The organism is Cutibacterium nasicola (genome assembly GCF_052654715.2).
This window is the reverse complement of sequence record NZ_CP199745.2, coordinates 1755804-1781214: the sequence shown is the minus strand read 5'-3', so window position 1 is coordinate 1781214 and position 25411 is coordinate 1755804. Positions and strand designations below refer to the sequence as shown.

At 61.5% G+C, this 25411-nt stretch carries 28 protein-coding genes, 1 tRNA gene and 3 pseudogenes; 16 read left to right on the top strand and 16 right to left on the bottom strand.

The window, feature by feature from the left end:
- The first annotated feature begins 3 nt into the window (after positions 1-3).
- From ACUCCZ_RS08395 to ACUCCZ_RS08375, 5 genes are all read left to right on the top strand, one after another.
- A complete protein-coding gene (locus tag ACUCCZ_RS08395) occupies positions 4-663 on the top strand; it encodes a GNAT family N-acetyltransferase (protein WP_435917374.1) in 660 nt (219 codons plus the stop codon).
- Between the two features lie 66 nt (positions 664-729).
- Positions 730-1521 (top strand): hypothetical protein, encoded by a 792-nt coding sequence (locus tag ACUCCZ_RS08390; protein WP_435917120.1) that lies wholly within the window; start codon positions 730-732, stop codon positions 1519-1521.
- Positions 1522-1557: 36 nt separating this feature from the next.
- Positions 1558-2589, top strand: coding sequence for a TlpA family protein disulfide reductase (locus ACUCCZ_RS08385; RefSeq protein WP_435917119.1), 1032 nt, complete (start codon positions 1558-1560; stop codon positions 2587-2589).
- A gap of 51 nt (positions 2590-2640) precedes the next feature.
- Positions 2641-2713: transfer RNA gene (locus ACUCCZ_RS08380), tRNA-Ala, on the top strand.
- Between the two features lie 34 nt (positions 2714-2747).
- Positions 2748-2870: a hypothetical protein gene (locus ACUCCZ_RS08375; protein ID WP_435917118.1), complete on the top strand. Its 123-nt coding sequence runs from the start codon at positions 2748-2750 to the stop codon at positions 2868-2870.
- 121 nt (positions 2871-2991) lie between these two features.
- Here the strand turns inward: ACUCCZ_RS08375 and ACUCCZ_RS08370 are convergent, their stop codons facing one another.
- The 4 genes and pseudogenes from ACUCCZ_RS08370 to ACUCCZ_RS08355 form a co-directional block, all read right to left on the bottom strand.
- The gene (locus tag ACUCCZ_RS08370) at positions 2992-3195 is read right to left on the bottom strand and encodes a hypothetical protein (RefSeq protein ID WP_435917117.1); all 204 of its coding nucleotides are present in this window, start codon (positions 3193-3195) and stop codon (positions 2992-2994) included.
- 168 nt (positions 3196-3363) lie between these two features.
- Positions 3364-3684, bottom strand: coding sequence for an ATP-binding cassette domain-containing protein (locus ACUCCZ_RS08365; RefSeq protein WP_435917373.1), 321 nt, complete (start codon positions 3682-3684; stop codon positions 3364-3366).
- Between the two features lie 229 nt (positions 3685-3913).
- A pseudogene (locus ACUCCZ_RS08360) lies at positions 3914-4135 on the bottom strand (ABC transporter ATP-binding protein); the annotation flags it as partial.
- Between the two features lie 105 nt (positions 4136-4240).
- Positions 4241-4657 carry an ATP-binding cassette domain-containing protein gene (locus tag ACUCCZ_RS08355; protein WP_435917116.1) on the bottom strand — a complete coding sequence of 139 codons (417 nt, stop codon included), beginning with the start codon at positions 4655-4657 and terminating at the stop codon, positions 4241-4243.
- Positions 4658-5261: 604 nt separating this feature from the next.
- On the opposite strand from ACUCCZ_RS08355, the gene ACUCCZ_RS08350 reads away from it, so the two are divergent.
- On the top strand, positions 5262-5495 hold the full coding sequence (locus tag ACUCCZ_RS08350) for an AAA family ATPase (RefSeq protein WP_462981536.1): 234 nt from the start codon (positions 5262-5264) through the stop codon (positions 5493-5495).
- Between the two features lie 530 nt (positions 5496-6025).
- On the opposite strand, the pseudogene ACUCCZ_RS08345 reads toward ACUCCZ_RS08350, so the two are convergent.
- Positions 6026-6247: pseudogene (locus ACUCCZ_RS08345) on the bottom strand (hypothetical protein); the annotation flags it as partial.
- 218 nt (positions 6248-6465) lie between these two features.
- Between ACUCCZ_RS08345 and ACUCCZ_RS08340 the strand changes: the two are divergent.
- The 6 genes from ACUCCZ_RS08340 (at position 6466) to ACUCCZ_RS08315 (ending at position 12045) form a co-directional block, all read left to right on the top strand.
- Positions 6466-6921 (top strand): MarR family winged helix-turn-helix transcriptional regulator, encoded by a 456-nt coding sequence (locus ACUCCZ_RS08340; protein ID WP_435917114.1) that lies wholly within the window; start codon positions 6466-6468, stop codon positions 6919-6921.
- A 133-nt stretch (positions 6922-7054) separates the two neighbouring features.
- A complete protein-coding gene (gene deoC, locus ACUCCZ_RS08335) occupies positions 7055-7705 on the top strand; it encodes a deoxyribose-phosphate aldolase (RefSeq protein ID WP_435917113.1) in 651 nt (216 codons plus the stop codon).
- A 1-nt stretch (position 7706) separates the two neighbouring features.
- Positions 7707-9038: an L-fucose:H+ symporter permease gene (gene fucP / locus ACUCCZ_RS08330; RefSeq protein WP_435917112.1), complete on the top strand. Its 1332-nt coding sequence runs from the start codon at positions 7707-7709 to the stop codon at positions 9036-9038.
- Positions 9039-9065: 27 nt separating this feature from the next.
- Positions 9066-10082, top strand: a complete 1017-nt coding sequence (locus ACUCCZ_RS08325; protein ID WP_435917111.1) for an aldose 1-epimerase family protein — start codon at positions 9066-9068, stop codon at positions 10080-10082.
- 2 nt (positions 10083-10084) lie between these two features.
- A complete protein-coding gene (gene rbsK, locus ACUCCZ_RS08320) occupies positions 10085-11011 on the top strand; it encodes a ribokinase (protein ID WP_435917110.1) in 927 nt (308 codons plus the stop codon).
- On the top strand, positions 11011-12045 hold the full coding sequence (locus tag ACUCCZ_RS08315) for a sugar-binding transcriptional regulator (RefSeq protein WP_435917109.1): 1035 nt from the start codon (positions 11011-11013) through the stop codon (positions 12043-12045). The genes rbsK and ACUCCZ_RS08315 overlap by 1 nt, the downstream gene beginning before the upstream one ends.
- Positions 12046-12358: 313 nt before the next feature.
- Here ACUCCZ_RS08315 and ACUCCZ_RS08310 read toward each other — a convergent pair whose 3' ends face one another.
- Entirely contained in the window at positions 12359-13207 is an 849-nt protein-coding gene (locus tag ACUCCZ_RS08310) for an MFS transporter (protein WP_435917108.1), read from the bottom strand.
- A complete protein-coding gene (locus ACUCCZ_RS08305) occupies positions 13204-13719 on the bottom strand; it encodes an MFS transporter (protein ID WP_435917107.1) in 516 nt (171 codons plus the stop codon). The genes ACUCCZ_RS08310 and ACUCCZ_RS08305 overlap by 4 nt, the downstream gene beginning before the upstream one ends.
- Positions 13720-14084: 365 nt before the next feature.
- Between ACUCCZ_RS08305 and ACUCCZ_RS08300 the strand changes: the two genes are divergently transcribed.
- Entirely contained in the window at positions 14085-15368 is a 1284-nt protein-coding gene (locus ACUCCZ_RS08300; protein ID WP_435917106.1) for an IS256 family transposase, read from the top strand.
- A gap of 1112 nt (positions 15369-16480) precedes the next feature.
- Here ACUCCZ_RS08300 and ACUCCZ_RS08295 read toward each other — a convergent pair.
- From ACUCCZ_RS08295 to moaA, 6 genes and pseudogenes are all read right to left on the bottom strand, one after another.
- Complete coding sequence (locus ACUCCZ_RS08295) at positions 16481-16633, bottom strand: hypothetical protein (protein WP_435917105.1); 153 nt, start codon at positions 16631-16633, stop codon at positions 16481-16483.
- Positions 16630-17067, bottom strand: a complete 438-nt coding sequence (moaC, locus tag ACUCCZ_RS08290) for a cyclic pyranopterin monophosphate synthase MoaC (RefSeq protein ID WP_435917372.1) — start codon at positions 17065-17067, stop codon at positions 16630-16632. Before moaC ends, ACUCCZ_RS08295 begins: the two co-directional genes overlap by 4 nt.
- Before the next feature lie 44 nt (positions 17068-17111).
- The gene (locus ACUCCZ_RS08285) at positions 17112-18422 is read right to left on the bottom strand and encodes a molybdopterin molybdotransferase MoeA (protein ID WP_435917104.1); all 1311 of its coding nucleotides are present in this window, start codon (positions 18420-18422) and stop codon (positions 17112-17114) included.
- Positions 18419-18841: a molybdenum cofactor biosynthesis protein MoaE gene (locus tag ACUCCZ_RS08280; RefSeq protein WP_435917103.1), complete on the bottom strand. Its 423-nt coding sequence runs from the start codon at positions 18839-18841 to the stop codon at positions 18419-18421. Before ACUCCZ_RS08280 ends, ACUCCZ_RS08285 begins: the two co-directional genes overlap by 4 nt.
- Complete coding sequence (locus ACUCCZ_RS08275; RefSeq protein ID WP_435917371.1) at positions 18842-19081, bottom strand: MoaD/ThiS family protein; 240 nt, start codon at positions 19079-19081, stop codon at positions 18842-18844.
- Between the two features lie 2 nt (positions 19082-19083).
- Positions 19084-20210 (bottom strand): annotated as a pseudogene (gene moaA, locus ACUCCZ_RS08270) (GTP 3',8-cyclase MoaA).
- Between the two features lie 144 nt (positions 20211-20354).
- Between moaA and ACUCCZ_RS08265 the strand changes: the two are divergent.
- The 3 genes from ACUCCZ_RS08265 to ACUCCZ_RS08255 all read left to right on the top strand — a co-directional run bounded on the left by ACUCCZ_RS08265 (position 20355) and on the right by ACUCCZ_RS08255 (position 23355).
- Positions 20355-20783, top strand: coding sequence for a TOBE domain-containing protein (locus tag ACUCCZ_RS08265; RefSeq protein ID WP_323459898.1), 429 nt, complete (start codon positions 20355-20357; stop codon positions 20781-20783).
- Positions 20780-21565 carry a molybdate ABC transporter substrate-binding protein gene (modA, locus tag ACUCCZ_RS08260; protein WP_435917102.1) on the top strand — a complete coding sequence of 262 codons (786 nt, stop codon included), beginning with the start codon at positions 20780-20782 and terminating at the stop codon, positions 21563-21565. Before ACUCCZ_RS08265 ends, modA begins: the two co-directional genes overlap by 4 nt.
- 122 nt (positions 21566-21687) lie before the next feature.
- Positions 21688-23355 carry an ATP-binding cassette domain-containing protein gene (locus tag ACUCCZ_RS08255; protein ID WP_435917370.1) on the top strand — a complete coding sequence of 556 codons (1668 nt, stop codon included), beginning with the start codon at positions 21688-21690 and terminating at the stop codon, positions 23353-23355.
- Positions 23356-23367: 12 nt separating this feature from the next.
- Here the strand turns inward: ACUCCZ_RS08255 and ACUCCZ_RS08250 are convergent, their stop codons facing one another.
- From ACUCCZ_RS08250 to narJ, 3 genes are all read right to left on the bottom strand, one after another.
- Positions 23368-23979 (bottom strand): helix-turn-helix domain-containing protein, encoded by a 612-nt coding sequence (locus ACUCCZ_RS08250; RefSeq protein ID WP_435917369.1) that lies wholly within the window; start codon positions 23977-23979, stop codon positions 23368-23370.
- Between the two features lie 134 nt (positions 23980-24113).
- The gene (gene narI / locus ACUCCZ_RS08245) at positions 24114-24797 is read right to left on the bottom strand and encodes a respiratory nitrate reductase subunit gamma (protein WP_435917101.1); all 684 of its coding nucleotides are present in this window, start codon (positions 24795-24797) and stop codon (positions 24114-24116) included.
- Positions 24794-25378: a nitrate reductase molybdenum cofactor assembly chaperone gene (narJ, locus tag ACUCCZ_RS08240; RefSeq protein WP_435917368.1), complete on the bottom strand. Its 585-nt coding sequence runs from the start codon at positions 25376-25378 to the stop codon at positions 24794-24796. Before narJ ends, narI begins: the two co-directional genes overlap by 4 nt.
- Positions 25379-25411 lie beyond the last annotated feature (33 nt).

The window sequence follows — 25411 nt, the reverse complement described above, 5'->3', positions numbered from 1 at the left end:
ACCCTGCAAGCCGGTGGGGTGGTGTTGCGTCCGTTCCGGCGAGCCGACGAGGTGAGGTGGACAACCACGCGTGAACTCGACTGGCAGTGGCTCGGCCCGTGGGAGGCGACGAAACCACCGGGGTCCCACGAGCGCATTGGCGGGTATCTCACGATGGTTTTGAGAAACCGCAAGCGTGCCAAGGAAGGCAGCAGCCTGCCGTGGGCCATCGGCTGGGACGACGGATGGCCCGATCATCGAACCGTCAACCGTGCCACGACGCCACTCATCGGACAGCTGACGGTGTCGTCGGTCTCCTTGGGATCGGCCATGACATGCTCGATGGGTTACTGGGTGGCGTCCGCCCATGCGGGTAAGGGTGTGGCGCCGACAGCGGTGGCGCTGGCGTGCGACTACCTCTTCCAAGTGATGGGGCTGCACCGAGTCGAGATCTGCGTTCGTCCCGAGAATGCCAAGAGCCTGCGCGTGGTGGAGAAACTCGGCATGGCGGAGGAAGGGATGAGGCCTGCATACCTGCACATTGACGGTGAATGGCGCGATCACCGGGTGTTTCGTCTGCTGGCCGACGACTACCCCGATGGCGTCCTGTGCCACTACCTCGCCAACCACCTTCTTCCGGGGTCGCCGATGGTGGAGGACGAGGACCGAACCACGCCGTTGTAATTCGTTTCTCGACACTCCGCGTGTGGTCCACGCGACACGCCGAGGAGCCCCCGTAGCGTGTCACTCGTGCAAGCCGTACAAGCCGTCCTCATCGCCATCGTCCTCGTGGGATGGATCGCCTATCTCGTCCCGATGGTCGTCAACCGTCGACGTTCTCAAGAGGTGCCCGATGACGCGCACGAGGACTTCCCGGACACCATGAACGTGGTCTCCCGAGGCTCCTGCACAGTTACCCCCGACACGACCGATGACGGCCCCGAGGTGGAGTTGTCCACCCCGTACACCAGGTCGTACGCCCGTCGCGACGTGAGGCGATCCTGGGCGGTGGCCGCCAAGCGTCGGATGACCACGATGTTGGTGCTGTTGAGTTTGACGGTGCTCTTCACGGTGCTTGCCATCGCCGACGTCACGCCGTGGTGGCTGGTGGCGGTCCTCGCCCTTCTTCTGGTCGGATTCTTCGCCCTGGCGCGGTGGTCCGTGGTGGCGATGGCGAAGCGTTTTGATCGTCGTTACGCCCTCATCGACAGGGGATGGGACGAGGACACCGTAGTCCTGGAGGTGAAGACGGAACCCTTTCGCACCGAGGACGAGCCCACCTCCTGGACGATCGACCTCAACCCTCCGGTGACGGCCCCGGAGGGCTCGCTGTGGGACGACGTCGTCGTCACCGCTCCGACTTATGTCTCGACGCCGTTGAGTGCTCGGACCGTTCGCACCATCGACCTGTCCGCTCCTGGCCCGGTTCCAGGCCAGGTCGACACCCCCGTCGTCACCGAGATCGAAGCCTCCGACGACCAGCAGGCATTCTCGCAGGATCGTGAGGGTCCCTCGGGGATTGTTCGAGCCTCCTCGGCCTGAAGCTCGGTTCTGACATAGGCCAGATGAGATGACACAATGGCACCCGTGTTTTCCGGTCTGACGCTGTGCACGGTGCTTGCCGCGGTTGTCCTCCTCGTCTCGGGGGGCAGCAAGGTTCAGTCTCACGACACAGTCAGTGATGCCCTCGACGCACTCGGCCTCCCCGGTTCGCAACTGCCGTCGGGGGTACTGTCCATGCTGCCCTGGGCAGAGATCGTGCTGGGGGCCCTGCTGCTCATCGTCGGTGGGGTGTTCGGAATCGTCGTCGCCTCCTGCGCTGTCGCGCTGTTCTGCCTCTACCTCGGCATCATCATTCGGGCAGTCGTGACGATTCCCGATCCGGTGGACTGTCATTGTTTTGGCGATCTGGCTCCCGGTGACGTCGGGATCCGAACCATCATGCGCAACGTCCTGCTGGTCGCAGCATCGGTACTGGCCCTCATCGCGGCCATTGACGACCGTCGTCCGGCCGTCGAGAGGATCATCAAGGCTTCGGCCGGTGATCTGTGGTGGTGGCTTGCCGCCGTGCTGACCGCCGCTGTCCTCGCGACGGTGCTCTACCGCCCGGTCGACGAGGTGGCCGAGGAGGATGACGACGAGGAGATTGCCGACTACGAGTCTGTGCCGATCCCGCTGGCATCGGTGACGGATGCCGAGGGACGCACCACGACCCTGCGCGGCCTGGTGGGACAGCGTCCGGCCTTGCTGCTCTTCGTGTCTCCCGGTTGCAGCCCGTGTGAGACACTGATGGCGAAAGTTCCACGATGGATGACGCTGTTGCCCGAGGTTGACGTGCGATGCCTGGTGATGGGCGAGTCTGCTCGCGAGGCACTTCCGGAGTCGCTGCGCCCGCTGTCCTTGGTCGACGAGGGCGGGTCCGCCAACTTGGTCTTCGAGGTTCACGGATACCCGACGGCATGGTTGCTGGGCGTGGACGGTCGTGTTGCAGGTGGACCGCAGAAGGGTCCGTCAAACATCGAGACGATGGTCCAGGACATGCGCACAGCCCTTGATGACGTCGCCAAGGAGCAGGAAGAGTCCGGAGCTGACGAGGTCCTTGTCGACTGAGTCGCGCCCGTGGCGCGGGTTGCCCGGATGTGGTAGCGTAACCGCGTTGTTGGGGCATTGGCGCAGTTGGTAGCGCGTCTCGTTCGCAATGAGAAGGTCAGGGGTTCGAATCCCCTATGCTCCACCCCACCACAAGGCCCGAACCCTTGCCATCCTCGATGGTTTCGGTTCGGGCCTTGTTGCTGTCTTGGGCTCAGGTGATCGTGCCCAAGCGCAAGCGCCGTCTGGACGGGATCGATCAGACCGTGCTGTTGGTGACCGTGCGGGTTGATGACTGGTGAGATCGTCACACACTTCGACGAGGTTTGTGGGACGACGGCCTCCACACACACCATCAGCCAGATCACGGAGAAGGCCACCGGCGGAACCCACCCAATGGGCGAGCAGACCGCTGAATGCGATCTATCCGGTGATCTTCGTCGACGTGATCGTGGTGATGGTCCCTGACGGGGCAAGTCCGTAACCCCCGTTCCATGCCGTGAAGGGCGTCACGGTGAATCGGGCCACGCCATCCTCGCCATCTGGGCTGGCGACGGCACAGCGGGTGCTCGGTTCTGGCTGCAGGTGCAGTTGCGCCTCGATTCGGTGCACTGTGCTTGTCAGCACGGTTCAGGGAGTGTCAGCCGTTGACCCTGCCATCGTTTGCGCAGCCACCGGTCGTGTGAGGCAACGACGACGGTGCCAGGGTATTGGACGAGTGCATCTTCGAGTGCGGTGACGAGGCTGAGCGAAAAGTGGTTGGTCGGCTCATCCAGCAGCAGGATCTCTGGCGGGTCAGCCAGCACTACCGCGAGGGCAACGACGTTGTTGGCCGACGCTGAGTTCCTGCACACGTCGGGTGTGGTCTCGACTAGCGATCAGCCCGAAGGTGCTCAGCGGCACCCGTGCCGCACGTTCCGCACCGACCAAATCTGTGTAAGCGTCGAGCACCGTGCGTGTAGGACCGCGATCGTAGGGGTCAGGTAGCGCGGTTTCTTGCGCAAGCAGCCGTACGCGGTCCACCGGGGTGCGCGTGACCTGCCCACTGCTTGGTTTCAGCGTGCCGGCGAGCAGGCCGCGCAAGGTCGATTTCCCTGATCCGTTCGGGCCGGTGATGAGCCATTTCTCGCCTCGGCTGATGCTGAGCGACGTGGCCGGGAACCGATCTTTCAGAGCCGCGTTGACGGTGGTGAGAGATGACCTGCGCGTTGCGGTCAGCGTAGAACTTCTTCGCCATGCGCACCTCGGAACGCGGGCGCCAATCCGAGTGTCCCACCATCTGCTGATCCTTTACCGCGGCACGAAGCCGGGAAAGCTCGGCTTGTTCATCGCGATACCACCGTTCCCATCTCTGCCGTGCTTCAGCTCGTGCGGCGAGGTAGTCGCTGTAGCTGCCGGTGAAGCGGGTGAGGCCGATCCCGGTTCCCGTGCCGTCGTCAACCAGCGGCCCCGCGACCGTGTGCGGGAGTGGCGACGGGTCGAGGTCGAGCAGCGACGTGGCCGTCTCATCAAGGAAAGCCCGATCCTGACTGGCAATAAGTAGCGGCCCTCTCCACGCCGTGAGCACGCTGACGAGATATGCGGTCGCGGCATCGTCAAGATGGTTCGTCGGCTCGTCCAGCAGCAGCACATCCGGTGCGCTCAGCAGCAGCCACGCCAGAGCGAGCCGAACTCACTGCCCACCGGAGAGCGTCCCTATCGACCGGTCGCGGTCGATTCCCCCGAGCCCGAGTCCAGTCAGCATCGCTGAGACCCTCGCCTCGATCTCCCACACCCCAAGACGCTCGGCCGTTTCCAGGGCACACGCATAGGCGTCGGCGGTGACTGGATCATCGGGGTTGTTCGCAGGCGCGGCACCGAGCCTGCTGACCTTTTCGGCTGCGCGTCGCGACGGGGTAACCACAGTCTCCATGGCATTCTCGATGATCTCAGCTGCGGAGAACGGGGACTCCTGATGAAGCAGCCCAATCACTGGTACATCGGCATCCGGTGCATTCACGGCGACCGTTCCCGATGTCGGCTCCAAGAATCCGGCGAGCACCCTGAGCAAGGTCGATTTCCCCGACCCGTTTTCCCCGATCAGCCTCACCCGGTCACCAGCAGGTACGACGAACGACAAATTCGTGAGTACCCGCCGATCAGGGTAGGAGAACGAGAGACCGTCCACTCGCAGATGCGAGCCCGTGGCAGTGAACGACGATGAAGCAAGTACGTGAGGCATGAGCAAAATCCCGAAGACGTGAAAGAACCTGCCGGGCAGACGGCCTCGGACGCAGGTCAGGGAAATGCTCAAATGATCACGACTCGACTCTACCGAGGTTTGTCATCGGATCAACCAAGCCGGAACCCGTGGGCGGTGCGGACCATTCCCGACGCCAATTCCGGTGATCGGCGGTTCGCAAGGTTGGTAGCTGGGTTCGGTCATCGCTGCCCTGGGGCATGGTGGACTCGCGCTTGGTTTGCAGGTGTCGGACGCGCATCGTCAGCCGTTGGTTGGTATGGGTCGCGATCCCGATCATGGGTGATCTGTTGGGGCGCGTATCCGGTGTACAACTCGACGGCTGATCGCGTTGCGCTGGACCTGTCGCCTGATCCTGAGCGGGGTCGCGACGTGCGGTCGCGGGGTTTGATGTGACGCCCAGTGTGCCGAGTCGGCGTTGGTGTGGCAGGCGGTTGCAGGTGCGGGGACACAGGTGTTGATTGCGCAAGTCCATCATGAATCGGTTGCGGCGCAAGTGCTGGCCGGCGATCTGGGGATCGTCACGGAGAACACCGCCAAGTGGTGGACCACTCACCAACACACCGGGGCCACCTTCCGGTCTGGGCAACTCGTCATCATCGACGAAGCCTCCCTCGCCGGCACCCTCTCCTTGGATCGCATCACGCAGGCTGCGCAGGAGGCGGGGCCAAGGAGCTCATGGAATTGATCTGCAAGTTCGTGCGGGAAGAGCAGATGATGCTCCCGACAGGGAACATCGACTTCGAGCTGCTGCTGCACCTGGCGACGAGAGCTGCACGCTTCGCCTGGCCGTGAGGTTACGTAACGTGTCTTGGCGTGCGTTGCTCTTCAGCAATGGTCCTGCTGTGCCTTCGGGGCTGTTCCACGACCGTGCGGTCGCGCAGCATGACGCCAGCGGTGATCAAGTGCTTGCGAACTGATCCCACTGTGTAGCCAAACTTGTCGCCCACGCATTCCAGGGAAACCCCCATACTCATGCATGGAGCGCATCGCCGAATCTCGCTGGTCGATGGTGAGTGGTTGCGGAGGTTGACGCCGCGTTCTCGCAGGAGGCGAGAGAGTCGCTCGTATCCAAGGCCAACCTGTGTCGGGTCGAACAGTTTTACCTCCGATCCTTGGCGCTGAGAGCGACCCTCGCCTACGGAGCAGCACCGACCCCAAGGGCTTCAGACGTGCGGATTTGGCGGATCGGGGCAGTTTCTGACGGTTGCTGGTCCGTCAGGGGTGATCCACTGCCAGTGTGGTCGCCACGGCGTAGCCACCACACTGCCAGCCCGAGGCACGCGACGGCGACTGCAATGGCCAAGGCGATCGCGTGGAGTGCCTCGGCATATGCGGCAGGATGCCTGCTACTCGGTCGCCAACGCGCAGCTCGGCAGGGGCATGGGCGGGTAGTTGTTCCACGGTGCCGACGAAGTCGTAGCCGGGGACGAACCCACTGCGCGGATGGAGGAGGTAGTCCCCATGCGCGGCGAGCGCATCGGTGACTCCGACTGCGGTGTGTGACGTGTACGAGCGCTCGCTGGGCTGGAACTACCAGCGGTTCATGTACGAGGCGCGGTGCTGCGGTGAATTGTTGCACTCGTAGAGCGGTGCGCTCCCGCCGTGGCTGTGATACGTAACATGTCATGTAGTTGATCGTAGTGAAAGTAGGTCACATGTCACATAAATCGACGGTGGTGCTCGAGTTTTCCAGCGAGCTTAAGCGTTTCGTTGCTGAGCTCAATGCGGCACTTGCTGCGTTGTTTCGTCCACTTGGGTTAACCTGCGTGCAGGCTGATGCGCTGATGACCCTCGGTGAGCTCGGTCCGGTGTCGCTCAAGGAACTTGCGGGCTGCTTGGTTGCTGAGTCGGGGCATCCGAGCCGTCTTGTGTCGCGGCTTGTTGATCTTGGTTACGTCACCCGGTCTGCCTCATCAGATGACGGTCGTGCGGTCATCTTGACGCTCACCGAGGAGGGGGCGTCTCTCGCTGCGGCGGCAGCGGACGTGCGGGCACCGCTGCTTACGGCGATAGCCGAGGGTTATGCCGCCCGGCTTGCTGAGGCGACGGCGTTGCTGCGTGAACTCCGTGCGGAGCTGGAAGACGACTCACCTCGGGGCATTGGCGGGTGAGGGATTTGTCACTATGACGCCATGCATGGGCTGCTTCTTCACGGAGTTTTGGGAACGTTCGCGAAGTTTAGGATTTACAAATGTTCCCATTGGTGGTTGTGTGGTTCCTGTCAACGCGATCAAAGGAGAACGCATGCCATCGAAGGCACATCTCATCGACCACACCCTGCTGGCCCCCACTGCTACTCGCGACCAGGTACTCAGCCTGTGCGAGGAGGCCAAAGAGGCCCACTTTGCCAGCGTGTGTGTCAATCCCTATTGGGTTCCCACAGCTCATGACGCGCTGCAGGGGTCTGGTCTAGCTGTATGTACGGTGATTGGCTTTCCGCTAGGTGCGACTACCACTGCCACGAAAGAGGCTGAGACTCGAGAGTCGGTGGCACACGGCGCGAACGAGATCGACATGGTAATGAACCTGGGGCTGGCAAAGGCTGGCGACTGGGAGGGGGTTCAGGATGATATTCGTGCCGTCGTCGAGGCAGCAGACGGCGCACTCGTCAAAGTCATCCTCGAAACGTGTCTGCTGGACAATGGCGAGATCGTTGAGGCCTGCTGTCGATCTGTGGCTGCGGGCGCTCACTTCGTCAAGACGTCGACGGGGTTCTCCACCTCCGGCGCGACGGAAGGCGCCGTCCGCTTGATGCGCGAAACGGTGGGGCCAGATTTCGGCGTCAAAGCCTCCGGTGGAATTCGCACAGCTGAGGATTTCACTCGGATGGTTGAAGCTGGTGCAAATCGGATCGGTGCTTCCGCCGGGCTCAGAATCATCAAGGAAGGCAACTGACATGCTCATCAAGCACAGCGCAGTGCAACAGGATGACGGTTATCTGGATCGAACGCCGATCTTCCAGTACATCCTTCTATCGATCTGCTTCCCATTATGGGGAGCAGCGGCGAGTCTCAATGACATTCTGATTACACAATTCAAGACGATCTTCACTCTCTCGGATGCGGCTTCTGCCTTTGTCCAGAGTGCCTTTTATGGCGGGTATTTTGTCATCGCCATTCCTGCATCGAGAGTGATCAAAAAGTGGAGCTACAAGCTCTCTATTCTCATTGGCCTGACGCTGTACATCGTCGGCTGCATGTTGTTCTTCCCGGCATCGCACATGGCGACGTACTCGGTGTTCCTCGTCGCTCTGTTTGCCATTGCGGTCGGTCTCAGCTTCCTCGAGACGTCCTGCAACACGTATTCATCAATGATCGGTCCCAAGAAGTCCTCCACGCTCCGGTTGAACATCTCGCAGACCTTCTATCCGCTTGGATCTATCTTTGGCATTCTGCTCGGCAAGTACTTGATTTTCTCCGAAGGGGATCGCTTGCAGGGGCGAATGTCCGGACTAGACGCGGAGAAGAAACGGGCCCTTGCTGAGGAGATGCTTGCGCGCACCCTCCTGCCCTACAAGTACATCGTCATGGTCCTCGTCGTGATGCTGATTCTCGTGGCTATCACCCAGTTCCCCCACTGCAAGCCCTTACGGCATACAAACTCAGGAGAGGATCAAGAGGCCAGCGCTAGCATTGGGGAAACGTTACGTTACCTCGTTCGCAATAAGACTTTCTGTCGCGGAATTTTCGTTCAATTCCTCTACGTGGGTTTGCAGACGGCGCTCTGGTCATTCACTATTCGCCTGGCTTTGTCTCTCGATCACACTATGAACGAACGAACTGCTTCTAATTTCATGATATGGGCGTTCATTGCATTCTTTCTCGGGAAATTCCTGGCGAACGTTCTCATGACTCGCATTGGCCCGAATAAAACGATCATCATCTACTCGACGCTGGGCTGTCTCGCGCTGCTGTACGTGATGCTCGTCCCCAACATGAGTGCAGTATGGGCAGCAATCCTGACCTCGGGTCTGCTCGGACCCTGCTGGGCCACGATCTACACCCGTACTTTGGACGCGATCACTGACAAGCGGCATACCGAAACTGGCGGCGCTGTCATCGTCATGTCCATCGTTGGCGGCGCAATAGTTCCACTCCTCCAAGGCATGGTCTCCGATAGGACTGGCTCGATGCCGTTCAGTTTCGTAGTGCCACTGGTTTGTTTCGCGGCTGTGCTGACGCACTTCATTCTCCTGCAGCGCTCCGATTCAGCGGCTGTGGCCGACTAACCATTTATCTGAATAAGGAAGTCTCTCATGTACACAATTCCATTGCATGAATCACTCTTCACCGCTGGGCGTGACACTGTTTTGTTGTCATCTGATGAGTTCACCGTCACCGCAAAGCGTTACGAAAGTGGCGTGGCGTCTGTGACAGTTTCGAACTCCCGTGGGCACGTAGAAGTTCTGCCGTTCATGGGTCAGATCATCTGGGACGTGGTCTTCGATGGTGTCTCACTCACGATGGACAACATGTTCTCCCAGCCTCAACCCGCGGATGTCATCGTCAATACTTATGGCTGCTTCGCCTTCCACTCAGGACTGCTCGCCAATGGCTGTCCAGCCCCTGAGGACACGCATCCTCTGCACGGTGAGTTCCCTTGTTCTCGTTTTGATGAGGGATGGCTGGAGGTCAGTGGTGGCACCATCGCCGTGAGTGGTCGTCGTGAATACGCCCAAGGGTTCGGGCACCACTACCAGGCTGTTCCTCGTGTGTCGCTTGCTACCGGGGCCACGATGATCGACATCGATCTGAGCGTGACCAACCTGTCGCACTACCAGCCGATGCCGTTGCAGTACATGTGCCATATGAACTACGCATGGATTGACGGTGCGCGCATGAGCCAGTCGATTGGTGACGTTTTCCAGCTGCGTCGCAGTGTTCCTGCCCATGTTTCACCCACGCAGGATTGGTTGGCATTTAACGAGGAGATTCTGGCTGGCGGAGTTGATTCTCAAGTTCTCGCTGACGGTAGCCGTTACGACCCCGAGATCGTCTATTTCGCCGATGATCTTCCGCAGTATGGCTCCACGGCACGTTTTGAGATGAGTTTGCCTGAGGGCGGGCGCTTCGTGACAGAGTTTTCGACCGAAGAGTTCACCACTGCTACGCGCTGGCTGTTGCACAACGCCGACCAGAGGGTGTGCGCGTTCGTGCTTCCCGGAACATGTCGCCCTGAGGGGCGCAACGCCGCGGAGGCGTCAGGCACCCTCATCAACTTGGAAGCGGGGGAGACCCGCCACTTCCACGTTCACACAGGAATGGACAAGTAGTCATGGACATCGCTGTCATCGGATCCAACATGGTTGACCTGATCACCTACATCAACCGGATGCCCGTGCTGGGGGAAACCCTCGAGGCGCCCGACTTCCAGATGGGCTGTGGAGGGAAAGGAGCCAACCAAGCTGTCGCCGCCGCCCGGTTGGGGTCTCAGGTGATGATGCTGACGAGGGTCGGAAACGATGTGTTTGCTGAGAACACGGTTCGCAACTTTGCTTCCAACGGCATCGACACTCGCCACGTGATGCGGACCGAGGCTTCCTCCGGGGTGGCCCCGATCTTCGTCGACCAGGAGTCACACAACTCCATTCTCATCGTCAGGGGGGCCAATGCTCTTCTCACACCCCAGGACATCGACGCGGCTATCGACGACATCAAGTCCTGCCGTCTGATCGTTTTGCAGTTGGAGATCCCGCTCGACACTGTGTATCACGCGATTGAGGTGGGGCACGGACTTGGGATCCCCGTCCTGCTGAACCCCGCTCCGGCGACTGCCAACCTCGACTACTCGCGGATCGCTTCAGTCGACTACTTCGTTCCAAACGAGACGGAGCTGGCGCTGCTGACTGGGAAGCCGGTTGACACCCTCGAGGAGATCACCGAGGCCGTGACCGAGCTCGTCGCGAAGGGTATGCACAACGTGATTGTCACTCTCGGGGAACGCGGTGTGTTGTGGGTCAGCGAGAAGGGGACCCAGTTGATTCCACCCGTCAGCGTCGATGCGGTAGACACAACCGGCGCAGGAGACGCCTTCATCGGCTGCTTCAGCCATGCTCTTGTCTCAAGGTGGCCCATCGCCGATGCTCTTGAAATGGCCAACGCGTACGCTGCCGACTCCGTCACCCGGAGAGGAACCCAGTTCTCCTACGCCACTGCCGAGGATTTCACCGCACGGACGGGGGTCAGTATGGACAAGCGGTAATGAAGTACGAGTTTGTGGGCGCTAGTCTCGCTGGTGCGGCCAGCAATCCGCTGGCCGCACTCGGCATCGTGACCGCAAGGATCTTTAGCATGGACGAGCGAGACGCCCAAGCCCTCGACGTGGTCCGCCTCTACTACGAGAGCGGCCTATCGCAAAGCGACATCGGCATCCAGATGGGAATCTCCCGGCCCACCGTCTCGAAGCTCATCCAGCACGCAAAGGACCGTGGCTTCGTCACTATTTCCATTAATGATCCTCGAGAGGACAGTTCAGTGCTCGCCGACGCACTGAGGACCCACTATGGGCTCACGGAGGTTCACGTGGTGGTCCCTCCGGTCGATGATGAGGCAGAGGTGCTCAAGGCTCTGGGACGGGGCGGCGCCCGCATGCTGGAGGATGTCGTCGCCGATGGGATGACCCTCGGACTGTCCTGGGGAGGCACCATGTTTGAAGTGGCTCGCCAGCTTGAGCATCAGGACCGCCGAGGTGTCGAGGTCATCCAGCTCAAGGGAGGGATGTCACAGTCGGACATCCCCACCAACGATGTCGAGACCATCGCCGCTGTATGCGAAGCATTCAACGCTTATGGTCGCTATTTGCCTTTGCCGGTGATCTTCGACTCTTTACAGGTGAAGCAACTGGTCGAGACGGAACGCCACATTGCCCAGATTCTGAACCTGGGCAAGCAAGCTGATGTTGCGGTCTTCACCGTGGGAGCGATGGACCGTGACGCGCTGTTGCTGCACATGGGCTATTTCACTGATGACGAGCTCAACCGGTTGCGCATGCAGGCGATAGGGGACATCTGCTCACGCTTCATCAATGCTGATGGTCAGCCCTGTAGTCCGGAGATCGATGCGAGAACGGTCGGCATTCAGCTGGATGAGCTGCGCCTCATACCAACTCGCGTCCTGGTGGCGGGAGGGCGCCGAAAGACCGAGGCGCTTCACACAGCACTCCGGACTGGGTACGCCACGCATCTGGTTACCGACAGATTCAGTGCACGCCGATTGCACGAACGTATGGGTGGCTGATCCAGGATCCCCGGAGTTTCTGCTGTCCCGTCAGGGGATGTAGTCTGCGTGACACGCTTCCTCTTCCAGATCGATCTGTGTAGGCATCGCTCTGCGTCCTCTCTGTAACGACGCGGGCCTCATCCCACGTGGATCGCTGGTTTGTAGATGTCTCCATCTGCCCCCAAAGATGAGGAAGTGGTCGGAACAGTGTGTGAATAATCCATCATGGGCGGCGGTGAGCGTCGTGCCTTCAAACGCTCTAATGCTTGCTGGAGAGGTTCGAAGGAGACCACGTCAAGGTCGTTGAGGCTAAGTAGGTTATGGGCCTGAGCTAGTTTCGTACGACTTCACCGTCCGGCAGTCTCACGGCCGTGACCGTCATGAGAGCGGTGACGGCCGTGAGCGCGGCGAAGGTGACCGGGTGGATTCCGTCAGTTACCGCGACGAGTAACGCACAAGCCGCGACGCCAGCCGCACTACCGAACTGGGTGGCGAGTCGTCCAGCAGTACTCGCGTGGACGATCTCGTCGGCGTCGAGCTGGTGGTAGGTCGCGGACATACAGAGCACGGTGAGCGCTCCGAGCCCGCCGCCCCGCAACAATAGGCCAGCCACTTGTGAGACGAGCAAGAGTGGCGCGCTGCCGCTTGAGAACGCAAATGGCAGTGTGCCGAGCACGGTGCTTCCGATATACAGATATGCGCAGGTGCGCGTACCCCACCGAGTTGTGAGCGTGGGTGCGAACGAACGGCTCCCGAACGCGCCGAGGCTCTGCACTGCCAGCAACAAGCCTGCGGTCAATGCTGACGTGCCAGCGTTCTGCTGATAATGCAGAGGGATAAGGAAAAGCCCGCCATAAAACACAATGCTCGCGAGTGCGAGTGTTGTCCACGCCGACGTGAAGGTGCCGCGGCGGAAAAGGCGCACATCAATGAGTGGTTCGGTGGTTCGCACTGCCTGGATCAGATACCCCCCGAGCAAGAGCACACCAATGCAGAAGACCCCGAGACTAAACCAGTGCGGGGCAGTACCGACGCTGTTGAGGCCGAACACTGTGATGACGAGCGCAGGTGCGAGCAGTAAGTAGTCGACGATGCTCAGCCGGGCGGCGGTGTTTGCGGGTGAGGGGCCAAGATAATGGAGAGCGAGCGCAATAGCGGCGATGCCGATCGGTAGATTCATGAGGAAATCGCGCGCCAGCCAAGCGTGTCAATGAGCATTCCGCCGAGAAGGGGCGCCACCGCGGCGCAATCACTGCGGGTAACCCGATCGCAGTCATCGCTCGGGTTGCCTGCGCCTTGCCCGCACTGGTCACCAACGAGCGTTTGCATGATTGGTATTGAGAATCCGGTGGCGAATCCCTGAATGACTCGAAAGGCAATAAGTGCTCCGATGCTCCAGGCGCTCGCGCACAGAGCTGACGCCAGTGTGAACACGCTCAGCGCAGTAAGCCATACGCGGCGGGCTCCGAAGCGCCGGGTTGCCCAGCCGCTGAGCGGGATCGCAAGGGTTGAGGCGAGGCCGTAACCGCTGATCACCCACTGACTGACGGCTACGGATGTGCCGAATGAGTCGCCGAGTCCGTGAATGGCGACGTTACTGATGCTCGTGTCGAGTAGCGGCAGGATGGCACCGAATACGAGCGCGACAACGACGTGACGGGTGGCGGGAGTGAGGCGGTCTTGGGTGGACATGTAGCTCCTTTCAGACGGAATCGCACGGAAAATGGGCGCACGAAGCCCACGCTGCGGCGCAGCGTGTGGTTGGGAAGTACTTTCGTTAGTTAGCGAATGGTCCGGTTTGAGTGAGTGCGCTCAGCATCCTTGCGAACTCGGCGCGGGTAGTCGCTGGCCAGCCTGAAAGGAACTCATCGAGCAGCACGACGAGGCGATGGCGCATCTCGTGTACGGCGTCGCGGCCTGTTTGCGTGAGTGTGAGCTGTGTCCAGCGCGGGTCACGCGGATCGGCGGCGCGTACGACGAGCCCTGCTGATTCAAGTGTTGATGCATGTCGCGAAACCACTGAGCGGTCGAGGGTCAACGAGATCAGCGAGAAGCTGATGGAAAATCCTGAGCTCGCCAGCTTGATCAGCGAGCTGTCGACCTCCGCTGATGATGCCAGCGAGCTGGTCAAAGGCCTGCTGCAGGCATCGATCAACGCTGGTCTGCAGGCACAGATGGATGCGCATTTGGGCTATAGCCATTCTGACCGCAAGACCAAAGCCCAAGTGGAAACCGCACAGGCGAACAATTACCGCAATGGGTCGTACACCAAGACCGTCAATTCTGGCTACGGCGCGGTGGAAGTGACCGTGCCCAGGGATCGTGCCGGCACGTTTACGCCCCGGATGGTGCCCAAGGGCGCACGCCGGCTCACAGAACTCGACGACATGATCGTCTCGCTATACGCCGGCGGGATGACAGTGCGCGATATCCAGCATCACCTCGCGACCACGCTCGGGGTGGATATGAGCCCGGATACGATCAGCACCATTACCGATGCGGTGTTAGACGAGGTCATGATTTGGCAAAACCGCCAGCTCGACGAGTTTTACCCGGTGATCTTCCTCGACGCGCTACGCGTCAAGATCCGTGACGGCCACCGCGTGGTCAACAAAGCCTGCTACATGGCGGTTGGTGTCGACATGGACGGCATCAAGCACATCTTGGGATTGTGGATCGCCGACAACGAAGGCGCTGCATTCTGGGCATCGGTGTGCGCGGATCTGGCCAACCGCGGTGTCCAGGACGTGTTCATCGTGTGCTGCGACGGGCTCAAAGGCTTGCCGGAAGCCGTGGGGGCCACCTGGCCGAATTCCATGGTGCAGACCTGCATTGTGCACCTGATTCGGGCTGCGAACCGGTGGGTGTCCTACCAGGACCGCAAACCCGTCTGCCGGGCGCTGCGTGAGGTCTACACGGCCGCAAACGAGGACACCGCCCGTGCCGCCTTGGATGCGTTCGAAGCCAGTGAACTGGGCCGGAAATACCCCCAGTCGGTCAAAGTCTGGCGCGACGCTTGGGAGCGGTTCGTGCCGTTTCTACAGTTTCCGCCGGCGGCACGCCGGGTGCTCTACACCACCAATTCAATCGAGTCGCTCAACGCTGAACTGCGTAAAGCTACCCGCAACAGGGGCCAGTTCCCGAACGATACCGCGGCGCTGAAGACGCTTTGGCTGATGATCTGCAACATCGAAGACAAGCGCGCTGCGCAGCGAGCGAAGAAAGCAAAGCGCGACGTTGAGTGCAACGGCTATATTGAAGGAGCGAAAGCCACCGGGTGGAAACAAGCCATCAACCAACTAGCCGTGGCTTACCCCGACCGATTCGCGGACTACTTGTAAACCAACCCCCCGCACACAAAGAATCGGACACTCTCAGCGCTAGCGCTTCCGCGATCTGTGTACCTGGAGTGTCCATGCCTTCGCTGTAGGCGTGCACAACACACGCGTGCAAGATGCACGAATAGTTTTGTTTTGTTGCTCTGACGAGTGAAAGGAGACCGAGGCGTTTTATCGGCGCCACCACGGTGGCTCTTCATAGGATCTGATCGCCTGACGCGCTCTTCCAAGTTATGGACAACGCCCAGGTATCACCCCACTTGTTGACCGTGTTAGTTAGCGCGGTGTGGAGCACATGTTCGCAGAGTCGTCTCTCGGGGGCCGGTGCCTGCGGTCCGTCGCCCTGCCACGGCCCGGATCCTGTCCAACAGTTTCGTGACCGATGTGACGATCCCAAGTATGACGGTGTGGAGTAAGCCGCCAATACGACATGGGAGCTACAACTATGGATGACGACGTTCTGATCTCCCTCGCTAGCCATGGGCAGTGAAACCGCGTACACGATGAAGCACTGCTCCGCCCCCAATGCCGTCGACGACAACGGCAAGACCCCTCTAGAGGCGGCCGGTGGACATCTCGGCTGAAGACTGACGCAATGAAATCGTCAGTGAGCTGTTGGATCAAGATATTGATGTGCCAAGTGCAAGCCGTGGCTCGGTCGGGGCGATGTCAATCTTCTTCGCGGCGTAGTACACGGATCTCGCGGCCAGCCCTGCGGTCGCGGAACGGCTGCTGAAGGCCAGCGCAGGTAGCGGACAGCTATCCGGCCACGACAGGAGAACCCCTCGATGGAGTTAGCCATTACGCGAATTCCAGAAGAGTGCCTTTCTGTGGTCTTATGGCCTCTGGCTCGCCCGAGACGATCTGCAATTGGGACGCACCACGAGCACCGGGGCCAACGCCCTCGACCAGGCCCGTAAGCTCGGCAAGACCGAGTTTGTACGCCGGGCTGAGGAGTGGCGGCTGCCCACCCTGACCAGGCCGAGTGGTGGACTCCATCCGTCATGCATACGCTGATGGGCCTCACACCGCTTCGTCGTTCGGCAAGGCGTAACAGAACGGGCCCACCTGGATGCGAGCGGATGCCGCCCCTGGCCATTCGTTGATCATCCCCACTAGTGTGCTGAGTCGTTCGGGGCCGGGGCCGTGCGATGCGACGACTCCAAGGTGGTGAACGTGGCCGCGAAGGTATCGAGATCATCGTCGGACGCCTCGTGGATGAAGCCGGCGCCCGGCCCGTTGTCGGGGGTGATGCCGCCGGGATTCACTTAGCGTCCTCTCGGGTCCATTCGCCGCTGCGGCCACCAGCCTTATGAGTAATCACTGCGTGTTCGATGGCGAAGCCACGATCGACACCCTTGACCATGTCGGCCACTGTGAGAGCGGCTACCGTCACCGCGGTGAGTGCCTCCATCTCGACCCCGGTGCGATCAGCGGTGCGCGCTGTGGCGCGGATACGTACTCGGTCGTTTTCGAGCCACAGGTCCACCTCGGCTCCATGCACGCCGATACGGTGCGCCAGGGGGATGAGGTCAGGTGTGTGTTTGATGGCCTGGATGCCTGCGATGCGGGCCACGGCCAGCACGTCTCCCTTGGGGACTGATTCGTTGTGCAGTGCGGACATGATCGGCTCGGAGCACGCTACGCAGCACTCTGCTGTCGCCTCACGCACGGTGGGGGTCTTGTCGGTCACATCGATCATGTGGGCCGACCCGTCACCTCGTAGGTGGGTGAAAGGAGACGCGCTCATGTGCGATCCCTCCTGGTCAACAGGATGCTCAATTCGTCGCCAATGTCGACGTGATCAACGCCGGGGCCGACGATGGCCAGTCCGTCGGTGGCCGGCAGAGCCGTCACCACGTGTGACTGTGAACCCAACGAGTGTACCGGAGCGACTCCTCCGGCGACCCAGCGCACGGGCATGAACTGTGTCTTGGAAACCGGAGAGCGCCACGATGCAGCAGCGGGAGCCCGCTTGATGGGGCGATTCAGCACTGGATCAAGGATGACAGACGTTTCGGCGGGCATCTCGTGAGTACCATCTGGAGGGAGGCCACGTAGCCGGGCCATCAGTGGCACGACGTAGACATGGAAGCTCACGTATGCTCCGACCGGGTTTCCGGGCAAAGCCATTACGGGCGTCGAGCCAATGAGACCTATCCCCTGTGGGCCGCCGGGTTGCTGGGCGACGGGGTGGAAAGTAAGTTCTGGCAGCCCTTGGCGCACGACCTCGTAAGCTCCCATGGAGATGCCTCCCGCCGTGACAACGAGATCTACCTGCCAAGAGGTGATGAGTTCACGCAACCGGGTCGGGTCGTCGGGCACCTTCGCCTGCTCGGTGATGATTCCACCGTATGAGTGCACCAAGCCTGCGAGCAGGACGCCATTGGAGTCCGGGATCTTCCCACGATCCAGAGGCTCACCGGCCTCGCTGAGCTCTGAGCCCGTCGTCAACACGCCGATCCGTGGTGCCGGATGCACCCTCAGATCACCGTATCCAACTGCGGCGGCAGCTGTGAGCGCCTCGGGAGTGAGGCTCGTCCCGGCTGCCAGCACCAGATCCCCAACGGTCAGCGCCTCGCCGCGGTGACGCACGTTAGCGCCAGCTGCGGGGGAGCGCATGATTGTCACCGTTGCAGGGGCATCAAACACGCCGGCGGCATGATCGGTGTCTTCCACCTTGACAACGGTGTCAGCTCCCTCCGGCATGTGAGCACCAGTCATGATGCGCTGGGCAGTGCCGACCTTCAACGGATAGTCGGCTGGAGAACCGGCTGGCACGTCGGCAGTCACCGGGAGAGTGACAGGTGTGTTTGGGGTAGCTGCGGAGACGTCATCGAAGCATACCGCGAATCCATCCATCGCAGAGTTGGTGAACGGCGGCACCTCGAGCCGGGCAACGATGTCCTCGGCTGTGACCAGTCCCAAGCACATGGACAGGGGCAACGTGACCGTCCCCGGTGTGGCGGGGAGGGCGGAGACCAGTTGCAGATGCTCCTCGATGCTCACTCGCTCGGGTGGAGTCACGGGCAGGACGAGACTCGATGTGTCGATCATAAGGCTTTCCTGGACAACCCGGTCCACTCGTGGGAGCCGTCGGCGAGCCACTGGCACTTCCACACCGGAAGTGTCGCTTTGACGGAGTCGACGAGATCGCAGGCTGCGTCGAAGGCCTGCCGGCGGTGTTCCGCAGACACCGACACGATCATCGCGATCTCACCGACGGCCACATGGCCGGTCCGGTGCACGGCGGCGACACCGTGCACCCCCTCTCGAGCACCGTACTGTGTGACCAGTTTTCGGAGGATCAGGTCGGCCTGTGGGTGGGCGCTGTAGTCGATGGCGACGACGGCGTGGCCAGCATCATGGTTACGCACAATGCCGGTGAAGGTCACCACGGCACCGCTGCGGTCGTCACCGCGAAGGCTGACGATGCGGGCGGCGTCGAGCGGCTGCTCGGAAATTTCGGCGTACATTCACCCTCCTGCAAATGGCGGAAGCACGTCGACCTGGGCGCCATCTGGCACCGTTTGGTCACCTCGGGCTGCAAATCCATTGACGAATAAGGTGCACACTCCCAGTACCCGCCCCAAATCGGAATGGAGCTTGCCGAGGTGCTCCAGCACCTGGTCAACGGTGAGGTCAACAGGCAACTCGATCATCTCTTCGGTGGTTCCCGCAGCCTCGGCGGTGCCACCGTAGTAATGCACCAGCACCATCACCCTCCTATGGCAGACATTCGACGTGAGGAATCGGCGAAATCGCCAGCATCGACACCGTGATGAGCATTCTTGCGCCACATCTCACCTTGCCACACCTTGATGACCTCGTCATCGTCGCCACCGGAACGCAACACCGAACGCAGGTCCGCCTCATGGGTCGCGAACAGGCAGCTGCGAATCTGACCGTCCGCGGTGAGCCTGGTGCGGGAACAGTCACCGCAGAATGGTCTGGTCACCGAGGCAATGGCACCCAGCCAGCCGGAGCGTCCATCTGGGGCGGTCACTCGCCATCGCTGCGCGGGAGATGAGCCGCGGGGCAGCTCGTCGGCGGTCAGGGTGAATCCCCCTGCTCGTACCGTGTCGAGGATGTCGTCGGCACTCACGGTGACCTCGCGTCGCCAGCCCGGGGCACCGATGGGCATGAACTCGATGAATCTCAGCTCCAAGCCGCGGTTCAGGCAGAACTCCAGCAGCTGCGGGACGTCGGTGCGGTACGAGTCGGCCTGGGGGACGGCGTTGATCCTCACTGGCAGTCCTGCGGTCAGGGTGGCGTCAATCCCGGCGATGACCTCACCCAGTCGATTGCGCCGTGATACAACAGCGAACCGTTGGGGATCAACGGTGTCCAGGGAGATGTTGACCCGGTTGAGCCCCGCGTCAACGAGCCCTGCGATGCGTCGGTGCAGGCCAATGCCATTTGTCGTCATCGCCGTCACCGGTGGGGCGTCATCTGCGCAGCGCATTGCTGCCGTCGCACGGACGAGGTGCTCCAGGCTGGGGCGCAGCAGAGGCTCTCCGCCGGTGAAGCGCACCTTGGTGATGCCGAGTCGTTCCACCCCGATGCGGATGAGACGGATGAGTTCATCGTCGGTGAGCATGTTGGCTCCCGGCAACCAGTGCATGCCCTCGGCGGGCATGCAGTAGGTGCAACGTAGGTTGCACCGGTCCGTCACCGAGACACGCAGGTCGGTGGCAACTCGTCCGTAACGGTCAGACAGGCGCCGTGAGGTGGGAGTGGTGGGTGGGGCAGTCACTCGGCTCACGGCTCACCGTCCTCCCGGTCTGCGTCTGGTGTCGATCCGGCATCGCTGTGAACATGAGGATATACGGCAGGCGTACCCAGACGAAGTGTGTTCAGTCCTGTCGTGCGCAAGGACGGCTGACATTGTGGGATGGCTTCACTAGAATTACTTCTCAAGTAAGACAGAAAGAGCCGTTTTCCACCGTAGAAACGGATTGAGTGGTGAAGAACATGGAGTTCCCTGACATGAACCCACCCAATTGTCATGCGCCTTCGCACCGAATCTCGGATGTTGCGACATTGCTGGGTGTCTCGGACGACACGGTGCGACGTTGGATCGATCAGGGGCAGGTGCATGCTGCCAAGGACGAGAGCGGTCGATTACGAGTGAATGGCGCCAGCCTTGCGGCCTTCCTCGCCTACCAGCAGCAGGAGCGTCACGGCCTGGTCGACGGCTCCCGTGCGCAGTCGATGCGCAATCACATCCAAGGTGTCGTCGCTGCCGTCACTTCCGACGCCGTGATGAGTCAGGTGGAACTTGTCACCGGTGATCTGCGCATCGTCTCGCTCGTCTCCACCGAAGCCGTACGAGAGCTTGATCTGCAGGTCGGTTCGATTGCTGTTGCTCAGGTGAAGGCAACCAATGTGTCCCTCCAACTTCCACGAACCAGGTGATCATCATGATTCGAGTACGCGCCTTCCTGGCCAGTGTCGCAGCAGCTGCCATGACGGTGTCGACGACAGCGTGCGGCGGTGGTTCCCCCTCGTCCGACCCTTCTGCGGACAGGACGAGATTGACGGTTTTCGCTGCCGCATCCCTCACGAAATCCTATGAGAAGATTGGTGAGCAGTTCGAGAGGACTCATCCGGGAGTCGACGTGCAGTTCTCCTTCGAAGGGTCCCAGGACCTTGTCGCCCAGCTGGCTCAAGGGGCCCCGGTCGACGTGCTGGCCACCGCTGACACCAGGAGCATGACCAAGGCATCCGATCAGGAACTGGTGGGTCCCTCGCGTGAGTTCGCCACCAACGTCCTCACCCTCATCACCCCAGCCGGTAATCCGGCGAAGGTGACCGGGCTGGACTCCTCCCTGGTCGGTGCCGATCTCGTCGTCTGTGCAGCCGAGGTGCCGTGTGGCAGCGCGACGTCGATCCTCGCCAGAAAACTCGGTGTCACCCTCGCTCCGGTAAGTGAGGAGCAGAAGGTCACTGATGTGCGCGGCAAGGTTGAGTCCGGGCAGGCTGACACAGGTATCGTTTACCGCACGGACGCCAAGGCAGCTGGCAACAAGGTGGAGATCGTACCGATCAACCGTGCGGGAGAGGTCGTCAACCACTACCCGATCGCAGTGGCAGCGAATGCTCCCCATGAGGCTTTGGCCAGCGAGTTCATCGACCATGTCATGTCTGACGAGGCCCAGAAGGTGTTGACAGACGACGGATTCTCCCCGGCGCGGTGATCGTGTCGGGTGAGGGGACGGGGGACGCCAAGCATGTCGAGGCGACGCTGGCTGAGGAGAGGCCGACTGTGGGCAGGTCCGGGCGGAAGATCTCAGGATGGCGCTCTTTCGACCCCACCCCACTGCCGGTGTGGACCACTGTCATCGCAGTGGTGGGCATCTGTGCCCTCGCTCTCCCCCTGGTGGGAATGGGCAACCGGGTGCCGTGGACACGCATCCCGCAGATCGTGGCTTCCTCGGAGGCTCGGGACGCCCTGTGGCTGAGCATGCGCACCTGTGTGGCAGCCACCGTCATCGATCTGATCCTGGGGGTGCCGATCGCGCTGCTTCTTGCCCGTGACTGGCCCGGTGTGGCAGCGGTGCGAGTGTTGGTGCTGCTGCCACTTTCCCTGCCGCCGGTGGTTGCAGGCTTGGCGCTACTGGCCACCTTCGGCAGACGGGGCATGATCGGTTCTTCCCTGCATGCAGTGGGGATCACCATCGCGTTCTCCACGGCAGCCGTCGTCATGGCACAAGTGTTCGTCTCACTGCCATTCCTCGTCACCACGCTCGAGTCGTCTGTACGAACCCGCTCGTGGGGTCTGGAACAGACAGCAGCAGCGCTGGGAGCTGGATCCTGGCGGATCCTCACGACGATCACGCTGCCCACCGTGGCCCCAGCCCTTGGCCGAGGTGCGGCTCTGGCCGCAGCGCGCTGCTTGGGTGAGTTCGGCGCCACGATCACCTTCGCCGGATCCCTGCAAGGGGTCACCCGAACGATGCCTCTGGAGGTGTACTTGGCTCGGGAAACCGATTCGGACACTGCCATGGCTCTGGGACTCGTCCTCGTCCTCGTCGGTGCAGTCGTTGTCGGACTCACCCAGCGGGCACCTGGTGGACGTTCCACGCCGCCGCGTGGGCCCGTCTCCAGTACAGCAGTGGGTGGGGCGGTCGGTCAGCGTATCCAGCGATCATCAGCCCAGGAACGGCCCCCGGTTCGTGCCCACGACCACTCCTTCCAGATGTCGTCCGATCCTTCCAACTCCACCACCACGGGATCGACCTCCACCGGTCTGGCCTCAGTTCATGTCGACGGCCAGATGTTGGCCCGCGACTGGTACGTGAGGCTCGACATTGACCCCGGTCAGGTCGTTGCCGTCATGGGGCCCAATGGGGCAGGCAAATCCACGCTCGCAGGGGTCGTCACCGGGCTGCTCGCCCTCGACGGCGGGCAGGTGCGCATCGGTGAGCGCATCGTCGACGCGGGTAATGGCCGTGTGCTGCGACCGGGACGTCGTGGGGTGGCCCTGCTCACCCAGGACGCGCGGGTCTTCGGACACATGTCCGTGCTCGACAACGTTGCCTATGGGCCACGTAGTCACGGACAGGGCCGGATGAGGTCACGGGCCATCGCTCTTCGACAATTGGAGGCGCTCGGGTGTGCCCACCTTGCCGCACGACGTGGCGGTCAGTTGTCCGGCGGGCAGACGGCGCTTGTCGGCCTGGCCCGTGCCTTGGCCGTCGACCCGGCCGTCCTCGTGCTCGACGAACCCACCGCTGCCCTCGACATCGACACGCAGATGCTGGTCCGCAGGCAGCTGCGCTCCCGATTGGAGCAGACCAGCACGACGACGCTGCTCATCACGCACGACGTTGCGGACACAACCTCGGTGGCTGACCGGCTGGTGGTGCTCGAGCGTGGTAGGGTCGTTGAGGATGGCACGGTTCAGCAGCTGCTGAACGATCCTCGCACCCCCTTCACGGCTCAGCTCGCCGGGCTGATGAGATTCACTGGGCAGGTGCCGGGCTGAGGGCCGTTGCCGTTACTCGACATGATTGGCGTTGAGGATGAGTTCACAGTTCATGGTGTCCGCATCCTGACGTATCGTGGCTGTGGCCAGGTTGCCCGCCGTGCATTCCATCACTCGCAGCAACATCCCGCGCTGAACCGCCAGCGCCACCGGGTCAGAGTATCCAGGATCGACGAACGGGCAGGCGCGTAGTACCAGGGCAGTGGGGAGACTCGGATGCGGTTCTGCGGAAAAACCGAAGGCGGTGAGAAATATCCGGATCTTCGTCATGTGGGCTGCCAGGCTGAACTGCGGGGAGGCTGCGAGGGTGGCGTGGTCCGGCACCTTGGCCGCGGCCAAGGCGTCATCCTCCAGATGACGTCCCAGGTCCAGCCCGGCGGTGATGGGATCGTCGCAGGAATTGTGGATCCACGTGATCGTCGATCTTGCAAGGTGACGCAGCAGGTCCACCGGTGAGCCCGGCCCCGACAACGTCCGATTCACATATCCCCAAGAAGGGCGACCTCGCCCGGTCACCGGCATGCGCTCCCGCTCCACCAGCCTCAGCGACACCAAGACGTTGAGTGGTTCGCGTATCGTGTTGACGTGCAGTCCACACTCACGGGCCAGATCGGTGATCGCCACCGGGCCGCAGTGGTTGGACACCGCACTGAGAACGGCTTGTTGCGCCGGGGTCAATGACGCGATGGCAGACAAGATGTCGTCGAGTCCTTGTACGTTCACGGCCTCACCACTCCACAGGGGCCGGCGGACCCCAATTACTCGCCTCGAGAGCGATACACGACATATGGTCTCGTCACGTAGCCCAGCGGTGCGGATACAGCATGCACGAGCCGGGTGAATGGCCACACGCTGATCAGGACCATCGCCGCCAGAACATGCATTTTGTAGTCCAACGGTACCGATGCCATCAAATCTGGTTGAGGGTGCAACAAGGCGATGGAGCGGAACCAAGGGCTGATCGTCTGTCGGTAATCGTATCCCCCACCTAACACCTGCTGGTGCAGCGTAGCCCAGCATCCCATCACCATTGCCACGGTGAGCAGCACATAGGTGACGATGTCCATTCGCGTCGTCGCCATTCTCACGGATCCCACGACGAGCCTGCGGTACAACAGGCCGAGAAGCCCCACGAAGGCGCACGTTCCGGCCAGACTGCCCAGAACGGTTGCCGTGACGTGGTACCCATCTTCGGTGATCCCGATGGCTGCGGTCCAGGATGCCGGTATCACGAGCCCCAACACATGGCCCAGAAAGACGAAGAGGACGCCGAAATGGAACAGTGGTGACGACCAGCGCAGGATGGCTGGTTCGTTCCACTGGCTGGACCGGCTCGTCCAGCCGAACTGGTCAGTACGGTATCGCCATATCATCCCCACAATGAGCAGAACGATGGACAGGTAGGGCAGTACCAGCCATGTGAGCATGGATCCCGTGTTCATGGTCTACTCCCAGTCGTGGAGTCCAAGGCAGTACGACCCACCAGCTCGAAGGGTGGGCCTTGGCTGATGAGACGCTGGTAGCGGGCGAGGGTCTGCTCGTCCAACGGTGACAGGAGGAGACACAATGCCTGCAGGAGATGTGCATATGGGCTGATTGCCGACCTCAGTGCTGATCGGATGACCTCCAGACCCTCTCGGTTGGCGCGGAGAAGTTCTTCACCGTCATCAGCGCGAGCTGCGAACTCCAAGACTACTGGAAGGTAGTCGGGAAGCTCATGTGGACTGGTCATCTCAAATCCGTTGCGTCGCATCACCTCGCGGAACCCCAGGATCGCAGCTCCTCTTTCCCGGGTGTCACCGGCGGAATAGTAACTGAGGTACAGAGCGCAGCGTCGCCGCTGATCGAAAGTCTCCACGTAGTGCTCCTGGAGGGCGCGCAGTCCCCAGTCCTCGGCGGTACGGCAGAAGATCATGATCTCCTCGCTGATTTGAGCAGGCATGAGATCACGTTCGTGACGCACGGCAGCGATGATGTCGGTCAGTCGTTCATCGGGGTAGTCCAGCAATAGACTCACCGCCATCTGCACGATGCGACGTTGGACGGGGGAGGAGTC

Excerpts from the sequence above, each read along its gene's own strand:
- narI (WP_435917101.1), bottom strand. The coding sequence starts at position 24,797 with ATGAACACGGGATCCATGCTCACATGGCTGGTACTGCCCTACCTGTCC.
- deoC (WP_435917113.1), top strand. The coding sequence starts at position 7,055 with ATGCCATCGAAGGCACATCTCATCGACCACACCCTGCTGGCCCCCACT.
- ACUCCZ_RS08315 (WP_435917109.1), top strand. The coding sequence starts at position 11,011 with ATGAAGTACGAGTTTGTGGGCGCTAGTCTCGCTGGTGCGGCCAGCAAT.
- ACUCCZ_RS08375 (WP_435917118.1), top strand. The coding sequence starts at position 2,748 with ATGGTTTCGGTTCGGGCCTTGTTGCTGTCTTGGGCTCAGGTGATCGTG.
- moaC (WP_435917372.1), bottom strand. The coding sequence starts at position 17,067 with ATGATCGATGTGACCGACAAGACCCCCACCGTGCGTGAGGCGACAGCA.
- ACUCCZ_RS08265 (WP_323459898.1), top strand. The coding sequence starts at position 20,355 with ATGAACCCACCCAATTGTCATGCGCCTTCGCACCGAATCTCGGATGTT.
- ACUCCZ_RS08325 (WP_435917111.1), top strand. The coding sequence starts at position 9,066 with ATGTACACAATTCCATTGCATGAATCACTCTTCACCGCTGGGCGTGAC.
- ACUCCZ_RS08285 (WP_435917104.1), bottom strand. The coding sequence starts at position 18,422 with ATGATCGACACATCGAGTCTCGTCCTGCCCGTGACTCCACCCGAGCGA.
- ACUCCZ_RS08310 (WP_435917108.1), bottom strand. The coding sequence starts at position 13,207 with ATGAATCTACCGATCGGCATCGCCGCTATTGCGCTCGCTCTCCATTAT.
- ACUCCZ_RS08385 (WP_435917119.1), top strand. The coding sequence starts at position 1,558 with ATGGCACCCGTGTTTTCCGGTCTGACGCTGTGCACGGTGCTTGCCGCG.
- ACUCCZ_RS08340 (WP_435917114.1), top strand. The coding sequence starts at position 6,466 with ATGTCACATAAATCGACGGTGGTGCTCGAGTTTTCCAGCGAGCTTAAG.
- ACUCCZ_RS08280 (WP_435917103.1), bottom strand. The coding sequence starts at position 18,841 with ATGTACGCCGAAATTTCCGAGCAGCCGCTCGACGCCGCCCGCATCGTC.
- rbsK (WP_435917110.1), top strand. The coding sequence starts at position 10,085 with ATGGACATCGCTGTCATCGGATCCAACATGGTTGACCTGATCACCTAC.
- ACUCCZ_RS08300 (WP_435917106.1), top strand. The coding sequence starts at position 14,085 with ATGGAAAATCCTGAGCTCGCCAGCTTGATCAGCGAGCTGTCGACCTCC.
- narJ (WP_435917368.1), bottom strand. The coding sequence starts at position 25,378 with ATGGCGGTGAGTCTATTGCTGGACTACCCCGATGAACGACTGACCGAC.
- fucP (WP_435917112.1), top strand. The coding sequence starts at position 7,707 with ATGCTCATCAAGCACAGCGCAGTGCAACAGGATGACGGTTATCTGGAT.
- ACUCCZ_RS08305 (WP_435917107.1), bottom strand. The coding sequence starts at position 13,719 with ATGTCCACCCAAGACCGCCTCACTCCCGCCACCCGTCACGTCGTTGTC.